Annotated in this window: 26 protein-coding genes and 1 pseudogene; 9 read left to right on the top strand and 18 right to left on the bottom strand. The window is 55.2% G+C overall.

The window, feature by feature from the left end; translation table 11 throughout:
• The first annotated feature begins 175 nt into the window (after nt 1-175).
• Nucleotides 176-715, top strand: coding sequence for a DUF4890 domain-containing protein (locus PK28_RS19540; RefSeq protein ID WP_052430544.1), 540 nt, complete (start codon nt 176-178; stop codon nt 713-715).
• 71 nt (nt 716-786) lie between these two features.
• On the opposite strand, the gene gldC is transcribed toward PK28_RS19540, so the two are convergent.
• From gldC to PK28_RS08310, 4 genes are all read right to left on the bottom strand, one after another.
• The gene (gene gldC / locus PK28_RS08325) at nt 787-1,125 is read right to left on the bottom strand and encodes a gliding motility protein GldC (protein ID WP_044513307.1); all 339 of its coding nucleotides are present in this window, start codon (nt 1,123-1,125) and stop codon (nt 787-789) included.
• Between the two features lie 90 nt (nt 1,126-1,215).
• The gene (gene dnaN / locus PK28_RS08320) at nt 1,216-2,340 is read right to left on the bottom strand and encodes a DNA polymerase III subunit beta (RefSeq protein WP_044513304.1); all 1,125 of its coding nucleotides are present in this window, start codon (nt 2,338-2,340) and stop codon (nt 1,216-1,218) included.
• Between the two features lie 143 nt (nt 2,341-2,483).
• A complete protein-coding gene (locus tag PK28_RS08315; protein ID WP_044513302.1) occupies nt 2,484-3,536 on the bottom strand; it encodes a response regulator in 1,053 nt (350 codons plus the stop codon).
• Nucleotides 3,514-5,127 (bottom strand): sensor histidine kinase, encoded by a 1,614-nt coding sequence (locus PK28_RS08310; protein ID WP_044513299.1) that lies wholly within the window; start codon nt 5,125-5,127, stop codon nt 3,514-3,516. Before PK28_RS08310 ends, PK28_RS08315 begins: the two co-directional genes overlap by 23 nt.
• Nucleotides 5,128-5,299: 172 nt before the next feature.
• Between PK28_RS08310 and PK28_RS08305 the strand changes: the two genes are divergently transcribed.
• Nucleotides 5,300-5,626, top strand: coding sequence for a thioredoxin domain-containing protein (locus tag PK28_RS08305; protein ID WP_065814134.1), 327 nt, complete (start codon nt 5,300-5,302; stop codon nt 5,624-5,626).
• A gap of 45 nt (nt 5,627-5,671) precedes the next feature.
• On the opposite strand, the gene PK28_RS08300 is transcribed toward PK28_RS08305, so the two are convergent.
• The 5 genes from PK28_RS08300 to PK28_RS08280 form a co-directional block, all read right to left on the bottom strand.
• Nucleotides 5,672-6,115, bottom strand: coding sequence for a hypothetical protein (locus PK28_RS08300; protein WP_156126310.1), 444 nt, complete (start codon nt 6,113-6,115; stop codon nt 5,672-5,674).
• 47 nt (nt 6,116-6,162) lie between these two features.
• Nucleotides 6,163-7,884: a gliding motility-associated ABC transporter substrate-binding protein GldG gene (gene gldG / locus PK28_RS08295; RefSeq protein WP_044513294.1), complete on the bottom strand. Its 1,722-nt coding sequence runs from the start codon at nt 7,882-7,884 to the stop codon at nt 6,163-6,165.
• 16 nt (nt 7,885-7,900) lie between these two features.
• Nucleotides 7,901-8,626 carry a gliding motility-associated ABC transporter permease subunit GldF gene (gene gldF, locus PK28_RS08290; protein ID WP_044513292.1) on the bottom strand — a complete coding sequence of 242 codons (726 nt, stop codon included), beginning with the start codon at nt 8,624-8,626 and terminating at the stop codon, nt 7,901-7,903.
• Nucleotides 8,627-8,794: 168 nt separating this feature from the next.
• The gene (gene gldA, locus PK28_RS08285; protein WP_044513288.1) at nt 8,795-9,703 is read right to left on the bottom strand and encodes a gliding motility-associated ABC transporter ATP-binding subunit GldA; all 909 of its coding nucleotides are present in this window, start codon (nt 9,701-9,703) and stop codon (nt 8,795-8,797) included.
• Nucleotides 9,704-9,805: 102 nt separating this feature from the next.
• Nucleotides 9,806-10,501, bottom strand: coding sequence for an SDR family oxidoreductase (locus PK28_RS08280; RefSeq protein WP_044513286.1), 696 nt, complete (start codon nt 10,499-10,501; stop codon nt 9,806-9,808).
• A gap of 123 nt (nt 10,502-10,624) precedes the next feature.
• Between PK28_RS08280 and PK28_RS08275 the strand changes: the two genes are divergently transcribed.
• A complete protein-coding gene (locus PK28_RS08275) occupies nt 10,625-11,293 on the top strand; it encodes a GIN domain-containing protein (protein WP_044513284.1) in 669 nt (222 codons plus the stop codon).
• A 47-nt stretch (nt 11,294-11,340) separates the two neighbouring features.
• On the opposite strand, the pseudogene PK28_RS08270 reads toward PK28_RS08275, so the two are convergent.
• Nucleotides 11,341-12,053: pseudogene (locus PK28_RS08270) on the bottom strand (SDR family oxidoreductase).
• A 114-nt stretch (nt 12,054-12,167) separates the two neighbouring features.
• Between PK28_RS08270 and PK28_RS08265 the strand changes: the two are divergent.
• Nucleotides 12,168-12,899, top strand: a complete 732-nt coding sequence (locus PK28_RS08265) for an MlaE family ABC transporter permease (protein ID WP_044513281.1) — start codon at nt 12,168-12,170, stop codon at nt 12,897-12,899.
• A 102-nt stretch (nt 12,900-13,001) separates the two neighbouring features.
• Nucleotides 13,002-13,811, top strand: a complete 810-nt coding sequence (locus PK28_RS08260; protein WP_044513279.1) for an ABC transporter ATP-binding protein — start codon at nt 13,002-13,004, stop codon at nt 13,809-13,811.
• Between the two features lie 112 nt (nt 13,812-13,923).
• Here PK28_RS08260 and PK28_RS21325 read toward each other — a convergent pair whose 3' ends face one another.
• The 5 genes from PK28_RS21325 to PK28_RS08240 form a co-directional block, all read right to left on the bottom strand.
• Nucleotides 13,924-14,067 carry a hypothetical protein gene (locus PK28_RS21325; protein WP_410471234.1) on the bottom strand — a complete coding sequence of 48 codons (144 nt, stop codon included), beginning with the start codon at nt 14,065-14,067 and terminating at the stop codon, nt 13,924-13,926.
• A 697-nt stretch (nt 14,068-14,764) separates the two neighbouring features.
• Nucleotides 14,765-15,304, bottom strand: coding sequence for a YfiT family bacillithiol transferase (locus PK28_RS08255; protein WP_044513277.1), 540 nt, complete (start codon nt 15,302-15,304; stop codon nt 14,765-14,767).
• Nucleotides 15,305-15,420: 116 nt separating this feature from the next.
• On the bottom strand, nt 15,421-16,038 hold the full coding sequence (locus PK28_RS08250; protein ID WP_044513275.1) for a bifunctional nuclease family protein: 618 nt from the start codon (nt 16,036-16,038) through the stop codon (nt 15,421-15,423).
• A gap of 183 nt (nt 16,039-16,221) precedes the next feature.
• Nucleotides 16,222-17,199, bottom strand: a complete 978-nt coding sequence (locus PK28_RS08245) for an electron transfer flavoprotein subunit alpha/FixB family protein (protein ID WP_044513272.1) — start codon at nt 17,197-17,199, stop codon at nt 16,222-16,224.
• A 123-nt stretch (nt 17,200-17,322) separates the two neighbouring features.
• Nucleotides 17,323-18,063, bottom strand: a complete 741-nt coding sequence (locus PK28_RS08240) for an electron transfer flavoprotein subunit beta/FixA family protein (RefSeq protein WP_044513269.1) — start codon at nt 18,061-18,063, stop codon at nt 17,323-17,325.
• 76 nt (nt 18,064-18,139) lie between these two features.
• On the opposite strand from PK28_RS08240, the gene PK28_RS08235 reads away from it, so the two are divergent.
• Nucleotides 18,140-18,478, top strand: a complete 339-nt coding sequence (locus PK28_RS08235; RefSeq protein WP_044513267.1) for a tetratricopeptide repeat protein — start codon at nt 18,140-18,142, stop codon at nt 18,476-18,478.
• Here PK28_RS08235 and PK28_RS08230 read toward each other — a convergent pair.
• Nucleotides 18,475-19,539: a cobalamin B12-binding domain-containing protein gene (locus tag PK28_RS08230; RefSeq protein WP_044513264.1), complete on the bottom strand. Its 1,065-nt coding sequence runs from the start codon at nt 19,537-19,539 to the stop codon at nt 18,475-18,477. The genes PK28_RS08235 and PK28_RS08230 overlap by 4 nt on opposite strands.
• A 427-nt stretch (nt 19,540-19,966) precedes the next feature.
• On the opposite strand from PK28_RS08230, the gene PK28_RS08225 reads away from it, so the two are divergent.
• The 3 genes from PK28_RS08225 (at nt 19,967) to PK28_RS08215 (ending at nt 21,795) form a co-directional block, all read left to right on the top strand.
• Entirely contained in the window at nt 19,967-20,275 is a 309-nt protein-coding gene (locus PK28_RS08225) for a hypothetical protein (RefSeq protein ID WP_044513261.1), read from the top strand.
• 219 nt (nt 20,276-20,494) lie between these two features.
• Nucleotides 20,495-21,313, top strand: coding sequence for a transporter (locus PK28_RS08220; protein WP_044513259.1), 819 nt, complete (start codon nt 20,495-20,497; stop codon nt 21,311-21,313).
• A gap of 179 nt (nt 21,314-21,492) precedes the next feature.
• Entirely contained in the window at nt 21,493-21,795 is a 303-nt protein-coding gene (locus PK28_RS08215) for a hypothetical protein (protein WP_044513256.1), read from the top strand.
• Nucleotides 21,796-21,808: 13 nt separating this feature from the next.
• On the opposite strand, the gene PK28_RS08210 is transcribed toward PK28_RS08215, so the two are convergent.
• Both PK28_RS08210 and PK28_RS08205 read right to left on the bottom strand, forming a co-directional pair.
• Entirely contained in the window at nt 21,809-23,143 is a 1,335-nt protein-coding gene (locus PK28_RS08210; RefSeq protein ID WP_048825762.1) for a M20/M25/M40 family metallo-hydrolase, read from the bottom strand.
• A gap of 289 nt (nt 23,144-23,432) precedes the next feature.
• The gene (locus PK28_RS08205; RefSeq protein WP_156126308.1) at nt 23,433-24,206 is read right to left on the bottom strand and encodes a hypothetical protein; all 774 of its coding nucleotides are present in this window, start codon (nt 24,204-24,206) and stop codon (nt 23,433-23,435) included.
• Nucleotides 24,207-24,279: the final 73 nt, after the last annotated feature.

Genomic DNA, 24,279 nt, shown 5'->3' with positions numbered 1-24,279 from the left:
CAGGCCGGTTCGTCTACTTTCCGGTGGCGTTGGTAGAGGCCATAGCCGGGTCAAAGCTCATCTGGCCGAACTCCTTGGCACAGTTTTTCGTTAAGGGATAGTAATTTATCGGAAACTGTACCAGCCCAGGTGCAGCTTTCGGTAGGAAACCAACCACAGCTAACGAACCCTGACTATGCGTAATACACTTGCCATTGCCGCCTTGCTTCTGGCCACTAGCATTAGTGCTCAGGCCCAGCAGAAATCGTTTATCACCACTACGCAGGATAAAACCAGCTCTTCACCGCGCCTAAACATGGCAGCCGTAGAGCACCGGGCCGACCGCCTCTCCGACCAGATGGTGCGCCAGCTCCGCCTGAACGGTTACCAGGCTTCCCGCCTGCGTACTATAAACGAAGACAAAGTGGCTAAAATGGCTGCTATTGAGCAGAAGCACGCCGGCAACCAGAAGCTCATTGATGAGCAGTGCAAAGGCGTTTGCAAAGAGCGTGACAAGGAGCTGGCTTCGGTACTTTCTACCGATCAGTACACGAACTACTATGACTCCCGCTCGGTGTTCTACAAGTATGATAAAGACTATGCAGCTCGTTCCAGCAATATCATGCTCGTAAAATCGGTGCAGGAGCCGCTGCCCGCCAGCAGCAAAGGCGCTGTTATTGCGCCTGCCCGCCCAGAAGGGCGTAGCACCCCTGCCAGCAGCGTGCGTGGCCGGTAAGCTACCCTTGAATGCATAAAAAAAGCCCCGTCTGAAGATTCAGACGGGGCTTTTTTATGCATTTGCCAGTTCTACTTCTGCGTTTTCTGCTCCTGGTCGATGTGCTTGGAAAGCTCCGCGCACAGCTCGCGCATCTTGGTCGCCATTACGGTATCGTTGGTGGCCGTTAGAATGGTTTCGGCCATAGAGCCAATGGTATCCACTACGAAATACTTCATGGCATCTACGGGCATATCCTTGGTCCAGAGGTCAATTTTCATGGTGCCTTCTTGGTCCCGGTCCCAGATAGACACGTTAATGGCTTTGGCAAAGTGAATATCGGGGCCGGCGTCGGTGGCGGTCCAGCTGATGGCCTCGGGTACTTTCTGGTCGTCGAGGGCAATGCTGAAGCGGATTTCGGATTTTTTCATCGGAGGTAAGAGTAAAAAAGAACGTCATGCTGCGGCGGCGCTCAGCATGACGTTCCGACTTTATTTGTTGTTGAGCAGTTCAACCCGCTGCTACACGTAGTTGTTCAGCATTACCGGCATTACCAGCATCAGAATGCTTTCGTTGTCGTCGGCAATGGTGGGCATGAGCAGACCGGCGCGGTTGGGCGTGCTCAGCTCAAGAGTAATTTCCTCGGAGTCGATATTCGACAGCATTTCGATGAGGAACTTGGCGTTGAAGCCAATTTCCATATCCTCGCCGTCGTACTGGCAAGCCAGTTTTTCGTTGGCTTCGTTGCTGAAGTCCAGATCTTCGGCTGAAACCGTCAGCTCCGAGCCGGCCAGGCGCAGGCGCACCTGGTGGGTGGTTTTGTTGGAGTAGATGGCAATGCGCTTCACCGAGTTCAGCAGGGCGGCCCGGTCGATGATGAGCTTGTTGGGGTTGCTGACCGGAATGACGTTTTCGTAGTCGGGGTAGCGCTCATCAATCAGGCGACACACCAGGCGCATCTGGTTGAAGGAGAAGAAGGCGTTGGAGTGGTTAAACTCCACGCGCACCGGCGTAGCCTCGGAGGGCAGCGCGTTTTTGAGCAGGTTGAAGGCTTTGCGCGGAATGATGAGGTTAGCCGTTTGACCGGCCCCCACATCCTGGCGGCGGTAGCGCAGCAGGCGGTGGCCATCGGTGGCCACAAACGTTACCTGGTTATCGGCCAGCTGCACCAGAATGCCCGTCATAGCGGGGCGCAGTTCGTCGGTGCTCACCGCGAAGATGGTCTTGTTGATAGCGCGGGCCAGCGACGACGACGGAATTTCAATGGGCGCCGAGCCTTTTACCACCGGCACGCGGGGAAAATCGGTGGCATTTTCACCGGCCAGCTTATAGCGGCCGTTGGCCGAGCTGATTTCGATGGTGTAGGTTTCCTCGTCCAGCGTGAAGGTTACGGGCTGGTCGGGCAGGTTTTTGAGCGTATCCAGCAGAATGCGCGCGGGGGCGGCAATGCGGCCACTTTCGCGGGCTTCCACGGGCAGCTCGGTCATCATGCTGGTTTCCAGGTCGGAGGCCGTAATCGTCAGCTTGCCGTCCTCAATCTCAAAGAGAAAGTTCTCCAGAATGGGCACTACGGGGTTATTCGTGACCACGCCATTGATGCTCTGCAGTTGCTTGAGCAAGGCGGAAGACGAGACGATAAACTTCATAAAGAGGCGGGTTGTCGGGCGTTTTTGGAAGAGGACAAAGATAGGAAATGGCGGGGTATTTTCGGGACGAAATTCCAGGCATTTCCGCTACCTGATTTGCCGTGGTTTTAGGCCCCAGGCAGTGCCAGCAACGAGTTTAGCAGTTACCAGTTGGCCCGCCGCAGCTTCTCGGGCTGCAGCACCCGAATGCCTTTGCCGCTCATCTCAATCAGCCCATCGTGCTTAAACTCGCTTAGCGTCCGGATAAGGGACTCTGAGGCAGTGCCTACCACGGCGGCCATATCGTCGCGGGAGAGCTGAATGGGGGTTTCCTCCTCGCTGCCCAGCTGCTCGTGCATTTGCAGCAGCGTATCGGCCACGCGCCGCCGGATGGAGTTGTAGGCCATGCCCAAAAGCTGCTGTTCCCGCTCGCTCACGCGGCCGGCCAGCAGCCGGATAAAGTGCTTGCTAACCTCCGCATTGCGTAGCAGCAGCTGGGTAAAGTCTTCTTTGGGGATGTACACCAGCGCGGAGTCATCCACGGCTACCGCGGAGTCGGTGTGGCGGGTTTGTTCCAGCAGCGCCATGTAACCAAAAAAGTCGCCGGGGTTGTAGATGCCGGTTATCAGCTCCTTGCCGGCGGGCGTGGTCCGGATGGTTTTGATGCGGCCCGATTTTACGAAGTACAAGCGCGTGGGCTCGTCGCCTTCAGAATAAATATCCTGCTTTTTACGCACCTGGTACACTTTGCGGTCAGTAGTCAGGCTTTCCAGGTTGCCAACAGTGCGGGCATCCTGCAGGAACTCGTGCAGGCCCTCCCCTTGCAGGTCGTAGTCGGGTTTAAGGTGCTGGAAGCGTTTGAGGCGGCTGGTAATGGCGCTCAGCAGCTCGGTATCGTCAAAGGGCTTGGTGAGGTAGTCATCGGCGCCCAGCTCCATGCCGCGGCGCATGTCGGTGCGCTCGGTTTTGGCTGTGAGGAAGATGAACGGCACTCCGGAAAGCTGCGGGTTCTGGTTAAAAATCTGCAGCACGCCGTAGCCATCCAGCACGGGCATCATAATATCACAAATCACCAGATCGGGGCGGGCGGCCAGGGCCTGCTCCACGCCTACTTTTCCGTTTTCGGCGGTAACTACGGTGTAGCCGGCCAGCTCCAGAATCTCGGCGGTGTTTTCCCGGATGAAGTCGTTATCCTCAATCAGCAGAATGGTGGTCATAGGGAATGGTAATAGTGACGGTGGTACCTTCCTGCAGCTTACTTTCCAGGGAGATGGTACCCCGCATCAGCTCCAGATATTTCGCAATAATATACAATCCCAGGCCCGTACCGGGAATATTGGTGACGTTGCGGGCCCGGAAGAACCGCTCAAACAGGTGCTCCTTGTCCTCATCCGAAATGCCCACGCCCTGGTCCTGCACCGTGAGCGTGAGCTGACCCTGGCTGCACTGGGCGCGCACCGTTACCACGGAATTCTCGCCGGAATATTTAATGGCGTTGGACAGCAGGTTCACCAGAATCTTCCGCATCAGGGAGGGGTCCAGCCAGACATGCTCCTGGCAGCTTACCTGCTTATCAATGGACTGGCCGGCTTTCAGCATGCCCTGCACATCGGTAACGGTATCGGTGAGCAGCACGGCCATATCCAGCCGGGCCGGACGGGTTTCTATCTTGCCTTCCTCAATTTTGCCTACCGACAGGAACTCCTCCAGAATATCGTTCAGGTGGTTCACCGAGGACCGTATGCGCTGCAGATGTTTCAGGCGCTTGTCCTGCTGGTCGCCGCCGGGGTACTTTTCAATGAGCGTGGCCGAGGTGAGTACGGCCGTGAGCGGCGTGCGGAACTCGTGCGAGGCCATAGACACAAAGCGCGACTTCAGCTCGCCCAGCTCCTGCTCGGCGGCCAGCGCAATGGTCAGTTCTTCGGAGCGCTGCTCCAGCTGTTCCAGGGTGTTGAGCAGGGCGTGGGTACGGTCGGCTACTTTCTGCTCCAGCTCGGTATTGAGGCGCTCTACCCGTTGGCGCTCATTAATCAGGGCCTGCTCGGCATTTTTCTTGAAGGTGATATCCAGGATATAGGAAACCACATACAGGTCCTGCTCCTCATAAAAGTAGCTCAGACTAACTTCTACGGGGAAAACAGAACCGTCTTTGCGCTGGGCCTGCAGGTCGCCGCTGTGCTGGCCCATAGCCCGCACTGATGGTTGCGCATTGAAGGACTCCCGCAGCTTCTGGTGCTGGCGGCCAATGGCATTGGGTACCAGCACTTCTATCTTCTGGCCCAGCAACTCACTATCAGCATAGCCAAACAGCTGCTGGGAGTGGCGGTTGGCTGATATGATGCTGCCCTGCCGGTCGCAGACGATGATGCCGATGGTCGCATTGGAAAAAACGGCCTCAAAGCGCCGCTCGCTCTGGGCCAGATCCCGCTCGGCCTGGTGCAGTCGCTCCTGCTCGCTCAGGCGCACCAGAAAGCTGGCGCGGCCGTCAATCTCTAAAAAGCTAAGCTGCAGCTTGCCCCAGAACAATTCGCCGTTCTGCCGACTTACTTCGGTTTCTACCTCCTGCCGGCCGGCCCGGCGGGCTTCCGTACGCAAGGCTTCCCAATAGGTAGGTGGCAGGGCTGGCAACCGGGGGGTGGCGTCTAAATCAGCTAAAAAGGCTTCCTCTGATGGGTAACCCAACAGCTGTGCGCCCGCTTTATTGACCCGGGTAAAACGGCCGCTGGCATCATCATAAATGCCTATAAACTCTTCTGCCTGATTGATCAGAACGTCATTCAGGGCGATGTTGACAGGATTTGTGGGCATGTACTGGTAGCGGACGGTAGCGGGGAATGGAGGAAAATGACCGTGGGGGCTTTCCTCAAACTTCGGAATTAATCCGACGAATATGACAAATAGCGAGTAGCAAGCTGACAAATATCATGGTCATAGATACGCCAGAAAGGCAATTTTACGCCAACAATTTTTCTTACCGCTCATGACTGTCTCCCAATCCCAACCGCTGCCTTCGTCGCCTGATGCGCCAGTACTGCTGGTGCTGCTGCCGCCGGCATTGAACAGCGAAGGCAAGCAAACGGCGGCAACTATCACAACTTCCCTCGATCAGCTGCAGGGCCAGCTGGGCACGGCCATTCGGGTGCTTAAAATAGATGGGGCCAGTCATCCGGCGGTGGTCAGCAGTTTCCATGCCTCCCAGCTCCCCTCCTTTGTGCTGGTGCGCCGTGGCATTGAGCTGTGGCGGCAGCAGGGCCTGCCCGAAGGTGACACTATTGTGCCTATGTTGCTGAGTAAGTTAGAGGCTTAGAAATGCCGCCATTGTCGACTTCACATCCTTGAAGAGTTGAATCTATTACTTTTTCTTTTCAGGATATCGAATATTCATATTATTAATAACCATATCAAATTCAGCTCTTCTATCCTCAGAAACATTACTATATCCATAAATTACATTATTCTTTTTTATCTCTCTCCAATATTTATTTTTATATAGTCCATTTATATTAACAGTGTCCTCAGTTGCAACAAAGACATAAATACCGTCTCCGTATTTCAGGGACATAAAATCAGCTACATAACCATTTTTATCCGTAATAAATACACAGGAGGAGTCTGGATAGTTAAACTTAACAAGCTTTCTACCATGATAATCTGCAGACTCCAATCTTTTAAACCCACGTGGCAGTGGCAGAGAATAAACAATTTCATTCTTGCCACTAGAGTGAATCATTTTATTGTTGTAGCACCCGCTCAAAATAAACATTAAGAAAAAAGCAGTTATAACAATATTACTCATGTTTATAAAATATATTCTATTTAATAAAATACAATCACGTCAAAAATTTAAAACGAGGCATACTTCCGCTTGCGCAGCCATGCCCGCACCAGCCCAAACAAGGCTAACAACACCAGCGGGGCGCCGATATTCAGCAGCTGCCAGCGGCGTTTTTCTTCGTTGACTTTCACTTTATCCAGCGGGCGCAGCGTAATTTCTTTGCCGCGAACGGCAATCAGGCCGGTTTCATCCAGGAGGTAGTCGGTGGCGTTTTGCACCAGCTCGCGGTTGGCGAATTCGGTGGTGGCCATCCGGTCGTAGCCCAGACGCAGGGGGCGGCCGGTTTTGGTATCTACATCGTTGCGCACAAAGTCCCCGTCCGATATCAGCAGAATCTTTCCGGGGCGGGCATTGGCCGTTTGCGCGGGCTGAAACTCAGTGGTACCAGGCTTGGTACGATTGGCGAACAGGGAGCGAAACTGACCTTCCAGCAGGTAGCTTACGGGCTTGGGGCCGCTGGTGTATAGTTTGGGGTCGGGCGGCAGGCGGGCATCGTTCAGGTTTACGGGCACCGGCGCGGGCAGCACGCGGGTGTAGCGGGAGGTGAACATGAGCGGCGTTTTGCGAATGCCCGCGGCTTTGACCGTATCAATTGTGCCCACAAACTTGAAGTACACCGCATCCAGGTTGCGGGTGATGGGGTGCGGGCTGAAAGAGTTGACGATGGGGTAAAACTGCCACGGCATGGGCTCTACCTGCGGCTTATTGCCGGTAACGCCCGTTACCAAAGGGATTAGACCGGAGTTGATATCCAGGATCAGGTCGCCGTTGAAGCGGGCGCCGTACTTGAAAAGCAGGTCGGTGAGGTTCAGCTCGATGGGGAATGAGAGCATGCCGCCGCGGTTGGCGCTGTCCAGGTTCACGCGCATCATATCCACGAAAAACATGGCCCGGCCGCCCTGGGTGATGTACTCATCCAGCTTAAACTTCTCAGCCTCGGTATAGGGGCGCTGGGGCTTGGCGATGATAACGGCAGCCAGCGGCTTAAGGCTGGGCACCTTGCTCAGGTCTACGCGGTACACGTTGTAGTCGCGCTGCAGGGAGCCAATCATATCAGCCATTTGCAGGTTATCCAGCTCGCCGTGGCTTTCTACTATGCCAATAACTTTGCGGGTGCTGGGCTGCAGCCGCCGAATGGCGCTGGCCATTTCGTACTCTAAACCTTCAATGCTTTGGTTGAGGCGCACATCGGGCGCGGCGGCCTGGTTGCCGCGCAGCAGCAGCACGTTCTGCTCCTTACTGCCCACGGTAATGGTAGCCCAGGGGAAGATGATTTTCTCGACGCGCTTGCCGTTTTCATTGGCTCCCAGGTTGGTGGGGGTCAGCCCTTTCTGGATCAGGCGCTGGTATTCCTTGTTGCGGGCTTCCTCGGAAGAAGCGGCCGCAGGATCGACGAAAACATAGCGCAGCTTGGAGCCGGCGTGTATCTGCATTTCGTCCAGCGTTTCGCGGGTGGCCTGCTGCAGGCGGCGGAAGGCAGGCGGGAAGTCGCCGGCCAGGTATACCGTTACGGTTACGGGCTCGGGCATCTGCTCCAGCAGCTGCTTGGTGGCCGGGGCCATGCTGTAGCGCTTATCCTCGGTGAGGTCGAGGCGGAAGAAATAGAGCTGGGCAATGAAGTTGAGGACAAAAAGCGCCAGCACAAACAGACCGAACCGGAGCAGGTCCTGCTGTTTGCGGGATTTAACCGGGGCAACGGGCGCGGGCAGGGCGTTGGGAGTAGTTTCCATGCGTCAGAAAGTCCGGTTACCAGTTGCGGCTGCGCAGCACGAGGCGGGTAGAAACCAGCATCAGGGCCACGATGGAGAAGAAATAGAGCAGGTCGCGCGAGTCCACGAGGCCTTTGCTCATGTCGCGGTAGTGCGCGGCAATGCCGAACTGCCCGATGTAGTAGGCCAGTGCCCCATCAAACAGGGAAGCCAGCGAATCGAACCCGGAATACACCAGAAAGCAGCCCACCACCGCCACCAGAAAGGCAATAATCTGGTCGCGGGTAAGGGCGGAGGCCAACACGCCAATGGCCGCAAACACCGCCGCCAGCAGCGCCAGCCCGAGGAAAGAACCGGCAAACGCCGCCGAGTCAATGTTGCCAACGGGGTTGCCCAGCTGATACACGGAGAAGTAATACAGCAGCGTGGGCACCAGCGCCAGCAGCGCCAGCAGCAGGCAGGCCAGGTACTTCCCTCCTACCAGCTGCCCATCGGTGAGGGGGCGCGTGAGCAACAGCTCAATGGTGCCGGCCTTCTTCTCCTCCGCAAACGTGCGCATGGTAATGGCCGGAATCAGGAACAGAAAAATCCAGGGGGCCAGGTTGAAGAGCGTCTGCAGGTCGGCAAAGCCGTAGTCGAGTACGGAGCTTTCGGGGAATACCCACACGAACAGGCCGGTAGCCACCAGAAACACCCCAATGACCACATAGGCCACGGGCGAGTTGAGGAAGGCATTGAATTCTTTGCGAAGGATGGCGAGCATCTAAGGCTTTTGTAAACTGTTTTAGTACTAAGCTCCCCTCCTTTTTTCAAGGAGGGGCTGGGGGTGGTTAAGCTAGAGCTAAAAGACTTAAAGTCATTCAAGTAAACAACGATTTTACCACCCCGGCCTGTGGCCACCCCTCCTTAAAAAAGGAGGGGATTTTTCGTTCTATTTGGTCAATTCGCCAAACACCTGCTCCAGGGACTGTTCTTCCTGGCGCAGGCCCAGCAGAATCCAGCCTTGCTGGGCGGCGAGGCGGGAAATGGCACCGCGCTGGTCGGTGGTGCCGGCGGTGCGGATGCGCCAGGTGTTGCCGGGGCCGGGCTCTACTGCTTTTACTTCCGGCAGACGGCGCAGCACTTCCGCGTCAATCGGGCCTTCAAACTCGGCGCGGATAATGGTTTCGCCTTGGGCCAAAGCACCCAGGTCCCGCACCGGCGAGTCGGCTACCAGTTGGCCGCGGCTGATGATGACTACCCGGTCGCAGAGCGCCTGTACCTCGGGTAGAATGTGGGTGCTGAAGATGACGGTTTTGTCCTGGCCCAGCTCGCGGATAAGCTGGCGGATTTCGCCAATCTGGTTGGGGTCGAGGCCGGTGGTAGGTTCGTCCAGGATAAGTACTTGGGGGTCGTGCACCAGGGCTTGGGCCAGACCCACACGCTGGCGGTATCCCTTGCTTAAAGCCCCAATCAGCTTGTTCTGCTCGCGGCCCAGCCCTACCCGGTCCACCATTAGCTGCACACGGCGCCGGCGCTCCTGCCCTTTCAGTCCGTGCACCGAGCCTATGAAATCGAGGTACTCGTGCACGTACATATCCAGATAGAGCGGGTTGTGCTCGGGCAGGTAGCCCACGCGGCGGCGCACTTCCAGCGGGTGCTCCACCACGTCAAAATCAGCCACACGTACGGTGCCGCTGGTGGGCGGCAGGTAGCCGGTGGCAATTTTCATGGTGGTGCTTTTGCCGGCCCCGTTCGGCCCCAGAAAGCCCAGAATCTCGCCCTTGCCCACGCTGAACGAAATATCGTTGACGGCGGCCTGAGTCCCGAAAAGCTTGGTCAGGTGTTGAACTTCTACCATAGGGTGTAGCGCGAAGCTCCAGCTTCGCGCATCGTTGCTGAGGTTGGCCGGCTCGGGTGCGAATCGGCCAACGATACGCGAAGCTGGAGCTTCGCGCTACGGCTATTTCTTGGGTTGCAAAGGGCGCATTTCAATATCCACAATGTGGAAGTTGAAGGGCGTTTCAATGGCGTGCACAATGGTGGCGGCAATGTCCTCGGGCTGCATCATAGAGGCGTTGGCTTCGGTACCGGGTATCTCATCGAAGAAATTGGTCTGCACCGAGCCCGGATACAGGCACGTTACTTTAATGCCATCATTTCGCACCTCTTTAAACAAGGACTGCGAGAAGCCCTTTACCGCGAACTTGGTGGCACAGTAGCCGGCCATTTTCTCGATGCCCTGCTGGCCGGCAATGGAAGATATATTGATAATATGGCCCAGCTGCTGCTCGCGCATTTGCGGCAGCACGGCTTTGGTGCAGTAGAACATGCCGTGCACGTTGGTATCAAACATGAGGTGCCAGTCGTCGGAATCGAAGCCGTCTACGGGACCGGAAATGCCCAGGCCGGCGTTGTTTACCAGCACGTGTACTTCCTGGCCCAGCTTTTCGCGGGTTTCGGCGTAAGCTTTTATCACGGCCGCTTCCTTGCGCACATCACACTTAAAGAAGTGGAAACGCTCGTGCTTTAATTGTTTGGGTGCGGTGCGGCCCCAGCCTGCCACAATAGCACCATGCGCCAATAATGCCTCGGCCGTAGCCAGGCCAATTCCTTTGCTGACGCCCGTGAGAATAGCTACCTTGCCAATCAGGTCCATTGCGTGAAGATGTTTCGGGTTGCGTTTCGGCCGCAAGATAGAGCCTCTGCGGCGCTTTTCAGTAGTTGGCTAACGCTGACCTTTGCCTGGGTGTTGCTTGCCGGCTGCCAGCCAGACCATGAGTTGGACTGCTTTAAAAGCACGGGCAAGCTAACCACCATCCGCCGGGAGCTGGCGCCCCTCCACACGCTCACGGTTTTCGATAACGTGGATGTGACGCTGGTGCAGGATACGGCCACTTTTGCGGAGGTGCGCACCGGCCAGAACCTGCAGGAAGACCTGGAGCTGACCGAGCAGGACGGTGCCCTCACCATTCGGAATACCAGCCGCTGCAATTGGGTGCGCCGCTACGATGTGCCGCGCGAGGTAACCGTGCACACTCCTACTCTGCTCAACCTTTTTCAAAAAGGCCAGAATACCGTGCGCACCCAGGGCACTTTCCGCGCGGAAAAGCTTTTCTGTCACCTAGTAGGCGCCGGCGACTTCGACCTGCAAGTGGACAGTCGCTACCTCTGGCTGGATTTGTATGAGTTAGGCGATATTCGCGTAGCAGGCCGCACCGATTCCCTGCACCTGACGCTGGGTGGTCTGGGTTCCGTTTATGCCCAGGACCTCACCACGCGCCACAGCTTTGTACTAATAAACCGGGCCACCGCGGGCAATGCGCATCTGCTGGTAACGGGGGGATTATTCGGTTCCCATGCCGGTGCGGGCACGCTTTTTTACGCGGGCAACCCGCCGGGAGTAGCCGTATCCGTTACCGGCAAAGGCAAAGTGGTGAAGGCAGATTAGTGCCTGCATTGCTTAAACCCAGAAGTAAACCGGTCTAAGCTTCGGGCTTAAATATCCCCCAACTGCGGCCGGATCAGGATTTCTTCCACCACGGCGCGGGGCGACAAAGAGTAGGCGCTGAAAATAGCGTCGGCTACGTCCTCGGGGCACATAAAGCGCTCGGGGGGCAGGTCGGTGCCTTCCCAGCTGTTGGTGAGCGTGGCGCCGGGCAGCACAGCCGTTACCCGGATGTTGTGCTCCCTCAGCTCGGCGCGCAGCACTTTGGTCATGCCATACAGGGCAAACTTGGCAATGCAGTAGGAGCCGCCGTTGGTATAGGCGGTGATGCTGGCCGTGGAGCACATATTGAAGATATGGCCCGTGCGGCGCGCAATCATATCCGGCAGCAGGCCCTGCGTAATATCGTAGGCGCTGTACAGGTTCACGTCAATCATGCGGCGCAGCTGGGAGCCGTCGGTGGGCTCGTCCTGCAGGCGGCCGGGCTCAAAGCCGCCGGTGTTGTTTACCAGCACTTCCACCTCTCCTTTCAGGCTGCGCACAAAATCCAGAAAGCGGGCGGTGTCGCGGGGTGGCTCAGATCGGCGGCCAGCGTGTACACGCTCACGTCCGGATACTTCTGCGCCATGGTATCACTAAGCACGAGCAAATCGGCGGCCGAGCGGGCACAGGTAACCACGGCATGGCCTTCTTGCGCAAAGCGTTCCACAACGGCCCGCCCAATTCCTTTGGTGCCACCCGTTACTACGATTAATTTTTGCATTCCTTTACTTGTTGAATCGGTTTTACGTAAGGGGAGCGAACCGCTACGGGCCGCTGCTCAGCTGCTACCAGCTTCGGCGCAAGTTTCCGCTTTTCTGCTATAGTTTCACATTGTATGGTCAAAACCTTCGGCTCCTTTATTCTCTTCATGCAAAGTATGCTCACGCGCAAAGAGCGGCTGAGAGTACTTTGGTCCCGTACGCTGGATGAGGCCATTCTGATTGGGGTTGACTCCATCTTTATCGTAGCTATTGTCTCGGCCTTTATTGGGGCCGTAACCTGCGTGCAGATTGCCTACAACCTGACCAACCCGCTCATTCCGAAATCCACCATCGGGTTTATGGTGCGCGAAATGACCATTCTGGAGCTGGCCCCCACCATAACCAGCATTGTGCTGGCGGGCAAAGTAGGCTCCAGCATTGCGGGCGGCCTGGGCACCATGCGCATTACAGAGCAGGTAGATGCGCTGGAAGTAATGGGCATCAACTCTGCTTCTTATCTGGTTTTGCCGAAGGTAGTAGCCGCCATTTTGATGTTTCCGCTGCTGGTGATTATGGCCATGGGGCTTTCCATCTTTGGTGGTTATCTGGCCGGCACGCTGTCGGGCGCTATGTCGGCGCAGGAGTATATTGGTGGTATCCGCACCGATTTTATTCCTTACAACATCACCTTCGCCCTGATCAAGTCCGTGGTTTTTGCCTTCCTGGTATCCGCCATTTCCGCCTACAAAGGCTACTTCACCAAGGGTGGCGCACTGGAAGTAGGTGCCGCCAGTACCGGCGCCGTCACCAACTCCATCATTGCCATTCTCATTGCCGACTACGTTCTGGCGGCCTTGCTCCTATAACAGGCCGTTGGCTGATAGCTGATGGCTGTTAGCTTGTGTAGTCCCTCCTCTTGAAAGCCCAATAGCCATCAGCTATTAGCCACCAGCCATTAGCGTAACAAAATGATTGAAGTTCATAACGTCCAGAAATCCTTCGATGGCAACCAAGTGCTGAAGGGTATTACCTGCACGTTCGAAACGGGCAAATGCAATCTGGTACTGGGTGGCTCCGGCACCGGCAAAAGCGTGCTGCTGCAATGCATTGTAGGGCTCATGCAGCCCGATATTGGTAGCATTACCTTCGATGGCACCATCTTCACCAACAACAAGGTGCAGATCCGGCAGGAAATCCGCCGCAAGATTGGCATGTTGTTCCAGGGCGGCGCCCTCTTCGACTCCATGACCGTGTATGAAAACACGGAGTTTCCGCTGAAGATGCTCACCCCGGAAATGTCTAAAGAAGAGCGCCGGGACAGGGTGGAGTTTTGCCTGAAGCGCGTGGGTCTGGAAAACGCCGGCAACAAAATGCCCTCTGAAATTTCCGGGGGCATGAAAAAGCGCGTGGGCATTGCCCGCGCCATTGCTCCCAACTGTACTTACCTATTCTGCGACGAACCCAACTCCGGCCTCGACCCCGCCACCAGCATCAAGATTGATGAGCTGATTCATGAAATCACGCACGAGTATCAAATCACCACCGTCGTCATCACCCACGACATGAACTCCGTGGTTGAAATCGGTGACCATATTATCTTCTTACACAAAGGCTTAAAGCTCTGGGATGGTAATAAGGACGAAATCCTGAATGCTCAGGTACCCGAGCTCCGCGAATTCATTTTCAGCAGCAGCCTGGTGCGTGCCGCCAAGAAAGTAGAAGAGACCAGCGACGGTGGTATGGAAGCTTTGGCTAACGAACCCCTTTCGGAAGTATAGCTTAGCTAAATAGGCCGGTTTTCAGCCTGCTTCATCCAGATAAAAAGCCCTTGACACACCAGCTGGCGTCAGGGGCTTTTTTATGCGGCTACTTTATACGAATAGTTACTTTTTAGTCCCCATGGCTGATGCCTGTGACAACGCTGTCAGGGCCAATGGTGAGGCAGATATCATCCGAAGCGAAAGGGTGAGTCCGATAGGTATAACAGGTATACGTGGTGTCACCGCAAGTACTTTTATGGTCGGCAGGCCCCATAATAGCAAGGACTTGCCTATAAGTCATGCCGGGCTTTACCTGGTATGAATTCTGTTTGTTACGCCATCCAATCCAGGCGGGAGGACCCCAAGCGTAAAAGGCCAGCCACAACACTATTGCCCCTACACATACACCAATAAACAAAAGGAATACTCGCATAGACTATTTTTGGTGAGCTTAAACTGATATGTTCCTTACTACACTTCTATATCGCGCAGGCTTTCACAGAAGGTATTTGAGTCAATTCCGAAGTTGATTCACGGGCAATTAATAACCGGTTTTATCTCCTTATTAAACCATTCGATTAGGGCTTTTTGCCGCTTACTATCGAGGCCATGATTAAACTCAGTCCACTCACTGTTAGGGCTTGGTTCTTTAACGCCGATTAGTAGGATGGCTGAATCGTTATTAAAGCCGGACCTGACAACCGTGAATAAAATGCAGTTATACTGCCGGGAAAAGAAGTAAAAACGGTAATAAGAGGGATATGTCGCGGGACCATCCGGGAAGGAGTAGGGATGATTATACCGACCGGCGGCTTTCAGGCGGATGAGTCGATTAATAAGAGTATCACGTGGGCAAGTGGAGCTCACTTTTTCGGCATAGCCATAAGGCCCCGCGAAACCTCCACAGGCGCATACTAAGGCCAGCCCCAACAGGCAAAGCACATTAATTATTATTTTCACGGTGCTGGCTTTTACCACCACCCTTCCCTGTCGCGCAGGCTGGAAATATGGGCCAGGTGGTGCCGTCCGTGCCAGGCATACATAGCCAGGGCCTGATCCAGGGTGAATTCCTTTTGGGAGCCGGGATGGTAGAAGCGGCGGGCCCACTGCTCCTCGGTTAGCTGGCGCAGAAGCGTAGTCCAGCGCGAGTGCAGGGCATTCAGCAAAGACAGGGATACGCCTACCGAGGTGGCCGCTACATCCGGCAGCTCCGCCCAGGCGCCTTCATCATAAGGCTTAATGGTGGGTACATCTTCGGTGAGAGCCAGCCGGAAACGCATATAAGCATTCATGTGGGAATCGGGCAGGTGGTGTAGTACCTGGCGCACTGTCCAGCCTCCCGGGCGGTACGGGGTATTCAGCTGTTCCGGCGTCAGTCCAGCGGCGGCGGCCCGTACCTGGTCGGGCAGCATAGCCATCTGGGCCATCAGGGCCATACGGGCGCCGAAGGAAAGCGGGCCGGCAGGTAGTTCTGCCTGGCCAATAGGATAGCGAAGGTCGGTTTCAGACATAAGCGAAAGAACAGTTGCGGGCGGTAAGTTACAAGGTTGCCTCAAGATGGGAATCAACCTAAAACAGCAATGGCTTCCTGTGGAGGAAGCCATTGCCGGGAAATGCAGGAAGCCTATTAGTCTTTCCGCTTATTGAGTTCGTCGCGAATTTTAGCGGCTTTTTCGTAGTCTTCTTTCTCGAGGGCCTGGGCCAGCATTTTGGTCAGCTCGTCCAGAGAAACCTGCCCGGTGGGCTCACGCGGCTCCGTGGGAGTAGGCCGGGTGCCGGTGTCATCGTCCTCATCCTCGTCGTCCTCATCCGTATCCTCGCCGGTTTCGTCGAGGTCAGAAAGGATAATCCCGGCTTCGCTCAGCACGCTTTCTACGGTGTAAATCGGCACGCCGAAACGCAGACCAATGGCAATGGCATCGGAAGGGCGGGCGTCCAGCTCAAAGGTACTGGCCCCATCAGAGCACACAATCTTGGAGTAGAATACGCCTTCCTTCAGGTCAGATATCACTACTTCCAGAATAACCACGTGCACGTGCTCGGCAAACGACTTAAACAAATCGTGGGTGAGCGGGCGGTTGGGGCTGATTTTCTCTATCTGGATAGCAATACTCTGGGCTTCAAACATGCCGATGATAATCGGCAGCCGCCGGTTGCCGGTCTTCTCCCCCAGAATAAGGGCAAACGAGCCGGATTGCGACTGGCTGGAGGAAAGGCCCAGAATTTCGAGCTGTATTTTTTTCAAGGTTGTTGGGGTCTTGAGGACGTAGGGTCTTAAGGATGTGGGGGCAGGTCTGAGTAGATGATACGTGCAAAGAAAAGAAAGGCTCCGCCCCTGTACTAACAAAACCTGAAAAAGACTTAGGGTCTTGGAAAAAACCCGTTTACTTAGAAACAGGTTTTTCCCAAGACCCTAAACTCCTAAAACCTAGCCCAGCTCTTTAACAGCCTGGGTCAGTTTGGGCAGAACATCGAATACGTCGCCTACAATGCCGTAATCAGCGGCTTTGAAGAACGGGGCCTCGGGGTCTTTGTTGATAACCACAATTACCTTGCTGGAGTTTACCCCGGCCAGGTGCTGAATAGCGCCCGAAATACCGCAGGCAATGTACAGGTTGGGCGAAACGGTGATGCCCGTCTGGCCCACGTGCTCGTGGTGAGGGCGCCAGTCTACGTCGGAAACCGGCTTGGAGCAGGCCGTAGCCGCACCCAGAGCCTTGGCCAGGTCCTCAATGAGGTGCCAGTTTTCGGGGCCCTTCATGCCGCGGCCACCGGATACCACGCGGTCCGCTTCGGGCAGCAGAATGCCGCCGGCCTGGTCCTGCATGATTACCTGCTTGGGCGCATCGGCAAAGTCAGCATCGGAAAGCTGAGCCGAGAACGATACAACCGGAGCGGTTTTGCCGGCTTCGTGCAGCGGCTCAATGGAGTTTTTCTTTACGGCAATAATCTTACGCTCGCCCTGCAGCACCACATCGGCGAAGGCTTTGCCCGAGAAGGCGCCGCGCTTTACCAGGAACTGACCACCATTGATCTGGGGCAACTCTACCACGTTGGTAGCCAGGCTGGCCTGCAACCGCACCGACAGGCGCGAGCCAACGGCCGCGCCAATGTTGGAGTTGGCCAGGATAATTACTTTGGCGTCTTCCTGCTGCGCGGCGGCGGCAATGAGCTTGGTGTAAGCACCATTCACGAAATCCTTCAGGCGGGGCTCGGCGTCATACAGCACTTTGCTGATGCCTTGCTCTCCCAGCTTGGCCAGATTGGCTTCGGTAGCCTCACCTACGGCAATGGCCGTGGCGGAAGTACCGAGCATCTGGGCTACCTGGCTCCCGTAAGAAGCCACTTCCAGCGAAGATTTTTTTACTTCGCCGTTATCACATTCTACTACTACGAGTACGGACATATTTCCTGGAATTATGAATTCATCCTTCTGAAGCCATTGTTCAGTTTTACTGGTTAAACCAACTGACTTACAGCAAGTTTAACAACAGCAAGAACCTAAACTTCAAAATTTATAATTCGAAGTTTAGATGACTTTGGCTTCGTTGCGGAGGAGCTTAATCAGCTCGCCGGCATTTTCTGCGGGGATAAGCTTCACGCCCTGCTTTTTGGGAGGCAATGCATACTCGGCTACCTCGGTGCGGGCACCTTCACCTACGGGCTCAATGACCTTCAGGGGCTTGGTGCGGGCCGTCATAATGCCGCGCATGTTGGGAATGCGGGGCTCACACATAGGCTGCTGGCACGAGGCTACGAAAGGCGTATTTACCTCCACAATTTCTTTGCCGCCTTCAATTTCGCGTTCCAGCGTGGCGGTGTTGCCGTTCATATCCAGCTTCATGGCCGGGGCCACGGTGGGAATGCCCAGCATCTCGCCTACCATGCCGTGCACCTGGAAACCGTTGTAGTCGATGCTCTCTTTCCCCATCAGGATAACATCGTAGCCGCCTTCTTTGGCTACGCTGGCAATCTGCTGGGCCACGAAATAAGCATCCTTGGGATGAGCATTCACGCGGATGGCGTCGTCGGCGCCAATGGCCAGCGCCTTGCGGATATTGGGTTCGGTATCGGCCTCCCCTACGTTCAGCACCGTTACGGTGCCGCTGCCCTGGGCTTCTTTGAGCTCAATGGCACGGGTGAGGGCATATTCATCCCAAGGGTTAATCACGAATTGCACCCCTGCTTTATTGAATTCCTTGTTATCGGGGGTGAAGGTGATTTTGGTGGTCGTGTCGGGAACGTTGCTGATGCAAACGAGAAACTTCATCTACGGCTGCTTATATGGAGGGATAACTACGGGAAAGCCCCAAATTTGGGGCGAAGATACTGAAAACTCACTCCCTATGGAAACCGCGTCAAGCCGCCTGCAGCAACTCCTCGCCTTTTATCAGGACGACCCCAACGACCCCTTCACGATATACGCGCTGGCCACGGAGTATCGTCCCACTGATCCACAGAAAGCGCTGGGCTTCTACCAGAAACTACTGGATGAGCACCCGGATTATGTGGGTACGTATTATCACGCCGGTAAGCTGCTGGAGCAGCTGGAAAAGCCGGAAGAAGCTGAAAAGGTTTACCGCCTGGGCCTGCAGGTAAGCCGCCGCGCCGGCCAGTTGCACGCCGCCAGCGAGCTACAGGGCGCTTTGAACAAAGTACTGGGCCTGGATTATGAAGACGACTAACCAGCAGTAGAAAAAACCGCTTTTGCCCACTCTACGGCTTTTGCGGGCGTGGCAGCATAGGCATCGGCGCCCGTAGTCCGCCAGGCTTCGGGGTCGGTGCTGAACGCGGCGCCGCCTACCAGCACTTTTATCTGGCTTAATTCGGCAGCCAGCTCTTTGGCAGCCAGCAGCTCGCGGATTACCGCCAGGTGCTGCGGCATGGAGGCGGCCATAGCCAGTAAATCAGGTCGCAGGTCCTGCAGCAAATTCAGGAGACTGTCGGTAGGGGTATTTACGCCCAGGTAGTAAACTTTCCACCCCTCCATCTCCAGATAATCGGCTAAAACCCGGGCTCCCATTCCGTGCAGGTCGCCGGCCACGGTAGTTACAACGGCCATGCGTCCGTTGCGGGGCTGGCTGTGCCGGAAGGGATACAGCTGGGCAGCAGCCAGCTCGGTAGTAGCCGTGCAGAAGTGTTCCTGCGCCACCGTAATAGCCCTGCTGTGCCACCGCTCGCCCACTTCCCACTGCACGGGCATCAATACATGCTCGTAAATAGCGCGCACATCGGTGCCGCTTCGCGCCTCATCCACAATCAGTTGAATAGCAACCTGGCGGTCGGCAGCCAATAGCGTATCCAGGTACCGGTGCGCCAGATCAGCCAGCGGGTTATCCGGCATGGGAAAAGTTACCAGTGGTTGCTCCACCGTGGGCAGCGACTCACTCAGGTAGCCAATGGCGTCGTTCAGATATTTGGCGGCCAGAATATAGGCCGTGATGGGCAGGCGTTGGGAAAGCACTTGCTTCAGGGCCACCAGCTGGGCAATAAGCTCCTGGTCGCGGGCAGGGCTACTGTCCTGTTTGCGCAATTGCGCAATGTGGGTATCAAACAAGGGCGCACTGTCCATTTGGATAGCCATGGCCAGGGGGTAAATCTGGTTCTGGATTTCGGGCAGCTTCTCAGATTCATTCAGTGCAGCATGGCCGGCGACGGCCTGGTAAGCACGAAAGGCTGCATGCGCTACTTCATCGGTTGTTTCGATGAGGGTACGGGCGGTTTTTTGGGCAAGCTTGGCACTCATGCGGCGAAAATTACGAAATCATGGCGTTTTCCAAAGCCTGTACAAACCATATTAATATCCATTTAATCACAATTGCTTGCCTACTGCGCCTTGATTTGCTCACGAAATACCTTTCCACTTAAGCCTCGCAAAACAGGTACGGCTAAACTCCAGGAATGATCTTGGCTTTATATTCTTTTCAGATTAAGTGCCTGCTAACTGAAGACTTAAAAAACCTGAAGCCAGACCGCTAACCCTATTCCACGGACTACCAGACCCGAGTTACTCTGTAGCTTTTGACGAACATGAATAGGCCTGTAGTAAACAGATCAGCTCCCCTGAAAATAATTTGAGGAGCTATGCGCTCAGCTGCCCCTAAGGCTGAAGCTGAGTTCAATGGGACTGACCAGCTGAGGGGCTTCAAGTGTTGCTGCTATTTCGTTTTTGTTTGCTGAAACCCTGGCTACAAACCTTTGATTTTAAAACCATTAATCAGTATCTTATATACCCAGCCGGGCAGCTTACCTTCCTGCCGTGGCGGCCGCAAATGCAACCTTTCACCTATCAGCAGGCCCACAACTATGTGAATACGTGGCTGGCCATGCACCCCGAGCGGCTGCGCTACCAGCGCAACGACCCCTCCCTGTTGCGCAACTGGTGCGATGCCGCGGAGCGCCGCCTGCTCACGGGCATCCCTGACGATGCAGAGTTTATTCTGCAGCGCTTCGCCAACAAAGCTGAGTCTTCCAGTATGTAGCTGGTCACCTGTGGCCCGATTTCCCAGCCACTACCCTGAACGGAGCTTTCATTCAGGGTAGTAGCTTTATTGTTAAGAAGAATTGATTTTGGAAAAACCGAACCCATTGTCAGAAAAAAATAGACCCTTTTTTGAAACCTTAGCTTCTGCGCTGCCGTAAAGCCAGAGTTTTGCACGTACCCAACTGAACTTAAGGAGCCATTTAGGTGTCCGGTCTTCATGCGTAAGACCATTCTGCTGGGGCTGGCCGTGCTCATAGGCACCGCTACCCGCACCTTGGCCCAAACATCGGGCGACGAATTAACCGACTCGCCATTTGTGCGAAACATCCGCCCAGACCGGCCGGGTGTCACCATCACTACTAACATGCTTTACCCGGGCCAGGTGCAGCTGGATGCCGGCATTAATCAGCTTCCGGCGTCCGGGCGTTTTGGGGCCAGCCGGACTATGTCTTCGGCCACCCTGCGGGTAGGTTTCTTTAACCATATTGAGTTGCGGGCCACGCAGAACTATCTGCATGCCCAGCCCCGCTCTTCCAGCCTGGAAACCCCTACTACTCCCGCCGTGGCAGGCTTTGCTCCCCTTACCGTAGGTGCTAAGTTTTTGGCCTCCACAGTGCAGAATGCCCGCTCCCAAGTGGTAGTACTGGCCGAAATGACGCTCCGCAATGGCGACGCCTCCTTTCCTGCCAAAACCTATGAGCCCTCGGCCCGCCTATTAATTTCACAGATGATAGGCGACCGATATGGTTTAGAAGGCAACTTTGGTTTCACCCAGAAAGGTTTTCGGGCCGAGGACACCAAACGCGGACAGTATATTGGCTCGCTGGCTTTAAATGGCCCCCTGAGCAACCATTTCGGCTTCTTTTCCGAGGCCTATGTGCTGGGCCGCCAAACCTGGCAGCCGGGCGTAACTACCGGCGTTTACTGGCGCCCTGTGCCCGGTTTCCGGATAGATGCCAACGCCGGCCATCAGTTTAACGCCCCCAGCGGTGGCCTGCAGCTGGGTGCCGGTATGAGCCTGCGCCTGCCTTACTAAGCCTGCACAGGCATTGCATTTTTAGCGCTTTTTCCAGCTCCTATGGCTTTGCCATAGGAGCTTTTTGCTTTTATAAATTATATAAAAATAATTCTTCCTTTAGGACAAATTATTAGGATATACTCGACAGTATCCATAGTTTTGTTTTATCAATTCTATAATAGTTACCAAACTAAGTAATGAAAACTATTTACCGCCTCCTATTACTATTCTCCCTCCTATTAGCAGCGCATGCTACGCTGCGGGCGCAGTCTAAACCCGATAATCCTTCCCGCACCATTACCGGCCTCGGCGACCCGGAACCGGCTATGCCCCGGGTATTAGCCAATGCTATTGCCGGAGTTAAGCTGGAAACGCTGCTCGAAGGAGGCTTGTCGGACAGCAGTGAGAACCTGTCGACGCGGGAACAGATGCAGGCCACGGAAAGAAAAGACATGCCCCTTTCTGCCCCGGCCGGCAGTCAGCCCGGGATACCTCGTTAAGCTAATCAGGAAGCTACCGTACTATACTACCCGCGTTGGTAATGCGCGTGGGGGTATCCTGCCCGGCTACGATACTGGTAGCGCTTTCCGCAATGGCTGAAATTACCGCCGCCATATTTTTCAGGTCCAGGCTTTCTACTTCGTCATCTACCGTGTGGTAGAGTTTGTCGGTAGGAATCTGGTCGGTGCTGATGGTGTGGGCCGGTACGCCTAAGCGGGCCAGTGTGGCATTATCGGAGCGGTAGAACAGTTGCTGCTCTGGGTATGGGTCGGGCTCGAAGCGGAAGGGGCTGCCAGCCAGATTGCGCTGCAGTATTTTGCCAAAGTCCGACTTATCGTACCCGGTTATAAAGGCTGTTTTGGGCCCAAACTTGGCGGGCTTGCCTATCATTTCAATGTTAAACATGGCGGCTACCTTCTGAGGAGGAAGTTGCCGGGAAAAGTATTGGGAGCCAAAGCCGCCTATTTCCTCGGCGGTAAACGCCACAAACACCAGCGTACGGGCATTATCGTTTTTCTTCTTGAAATACTCAGCCAGCGCTACCACGGCAGAAGTGCCGCTGGCATCGTCATCGGCGCCATTGGCAATAGAGTCGCCGGCCACGGCCGGTAGAAAACCCAGGTGGTCGTAGTGGGCAGAGAATACTACCGTTTCTTCGGCCCGCTCCGGGTTTTGGCCCGGTAAAACGCCAACCACGTTGCGCATCTCCACGGGCCGCACCGTTGTGTTGGCCGCTATGCGGTAATGAATAGGATTATTGCCTACCGCTACTACCGCCAGTACCGTAGAGAAGGGGCCGGGCTTCTGGGACTGCAGCTGCCCGCCTTGCAAGTGGCGGCTGAGCCTGGTAAAGGCTTCCTGGTGGGCCGGGTCAATGAAGACAACGGTGTTTTCAGTGGGCTCCAGGAGGGGCCTAATTGCCTTGTTAAAGTTAGCTTCTGCCCCCAGCACAATTACGCGGGGCGCAGGGTCATCATCCTCGGCCCAGTTCAGGTGCGGCTGGCCCGTTACCAGAACAGTTTTCTCCTTGGCCACCGGCACATTGTTCAGCATTACATACAGCGCGGTGGTTCGGGTTTCGTAGGCCGTGAAGGTTTGCTCGAAGGAAGTGAGGCCGGGAAATTTATCCAGGCCAATCCGGTTGAATTCCGCCGCCAGAAATTTGGCCGCCAGTACGCCGCCCACTTGCCCGGCCCGACCCTGCATTGCATCGGCAGCCAGCGTTTTGGCCACCCGCTCTACCGTAGCCGCCGAAATAGCGGCCGCTTCACTGGCCTTGGCTTTTTTCTGTCCCAGCCCGGTGAAAGCAGAACACGCCAATACAACTATGAAAATAATGGATTTCATAACACAAGGTAGATATTTTGACGCAGGAAGTTGTTCTAAATAGCGGCATTGTCCTTTTTTATCAGCGCCCGCAATTCCTATTCCCGCGCCGGTGAAAATGGCAGTTGAATTCTATAGTCAAACTATTTCCAGCATAACCAGGCGTTTATCGGTCTGACTCCGCACTTTGACCGGGAAACATCTTCCTTTGATAATGCAACAGCAGGCCTATTCCTAACAATTGGCAAAAACAGACCCCGCCAGCACTTGCCAGCGGGGTCTGTTTGGAGGAGCTGACGGCCGGATTTTATTATTTTTTTGAGACCAGTAGATTTAGCTGTGACACGGCGTTGAATAAGTCGTCCTCGGTGCGGAGGCTGGCTTTTTTCAACTGGGCACGTAGTGGTTCTGCCCATTCGGCGGGCACTGCCGCTAGTAGCGCTTTTTGGGAGGGCTTTACCAGCGTCAGGGTTCCCTGGGGGTTCAGCAGATAATACTCCGGCGCATCAATAAACTCATCATAAGGGCGGTCAGCACTGTAGGCCTGCTGCGTGCTTGCTTTTTGCAGCGTCTTTACCGGACGTTTCAACAGCACATATGGCCCGGAGGGATGCAGCACTTCCAGGAACTCCGGCCGGTTGGGCTGGTTGGGTAAATTGGTGAAAAGGCGAAAAAGGTGCCTGGCCGGCTGGCCCGGCAAAGCCCGGTCATCATTCAGCGTAAACTCCACAATACGCCCCTGATCTACCCAAATAGAGTCACCTTTAGAGCGCCGCGCCATAATCTGGTGGCTGTACACATCATACTTCAGGGGCACGTTGACTACGCGCTGCTTAGTAGAAAGCAGAATATCACCTGTGCTCCAAGCCGGCAAAAAATAGGGGGTTCCTCGCACGCCCTCATATAGCGTGTTTTTCACCATCACGATATTGTTGAGGCCGTTTGCGCCCAGCACGCGCAGGTTTTCCTGCTCAGCCAGGGGGTTACTGGATGCCTGCTGGGCCCAGGCCGATGGAAGGGCCACCAGCAAAAGGGCTACACTACCCACCAGTTTCGGGAAACCAGCTCCAATAAACTTCTTCATAACACGGAGAAATGATGCTTTCAACTGCCTTGCGCTAAGATTTAAGCACAGTAAGTACGTAAAATTCCGGCAA

It is taken from the genome of Hymenobacter sp. DG25B, from assembly GCF_000801315.1.
In the GTDB taxonomy this organism is placed as follows: Bacteria; Bacteroidota; Bacteroidia; order Cytophagales; family Hymenobacteraceae; genus Hymenobacter.
The sequence above is the reverse complement of the archived record's forward strand: the minus strand, read 5'-3'. Positions and strand labels throughout refer to the sequence as shown.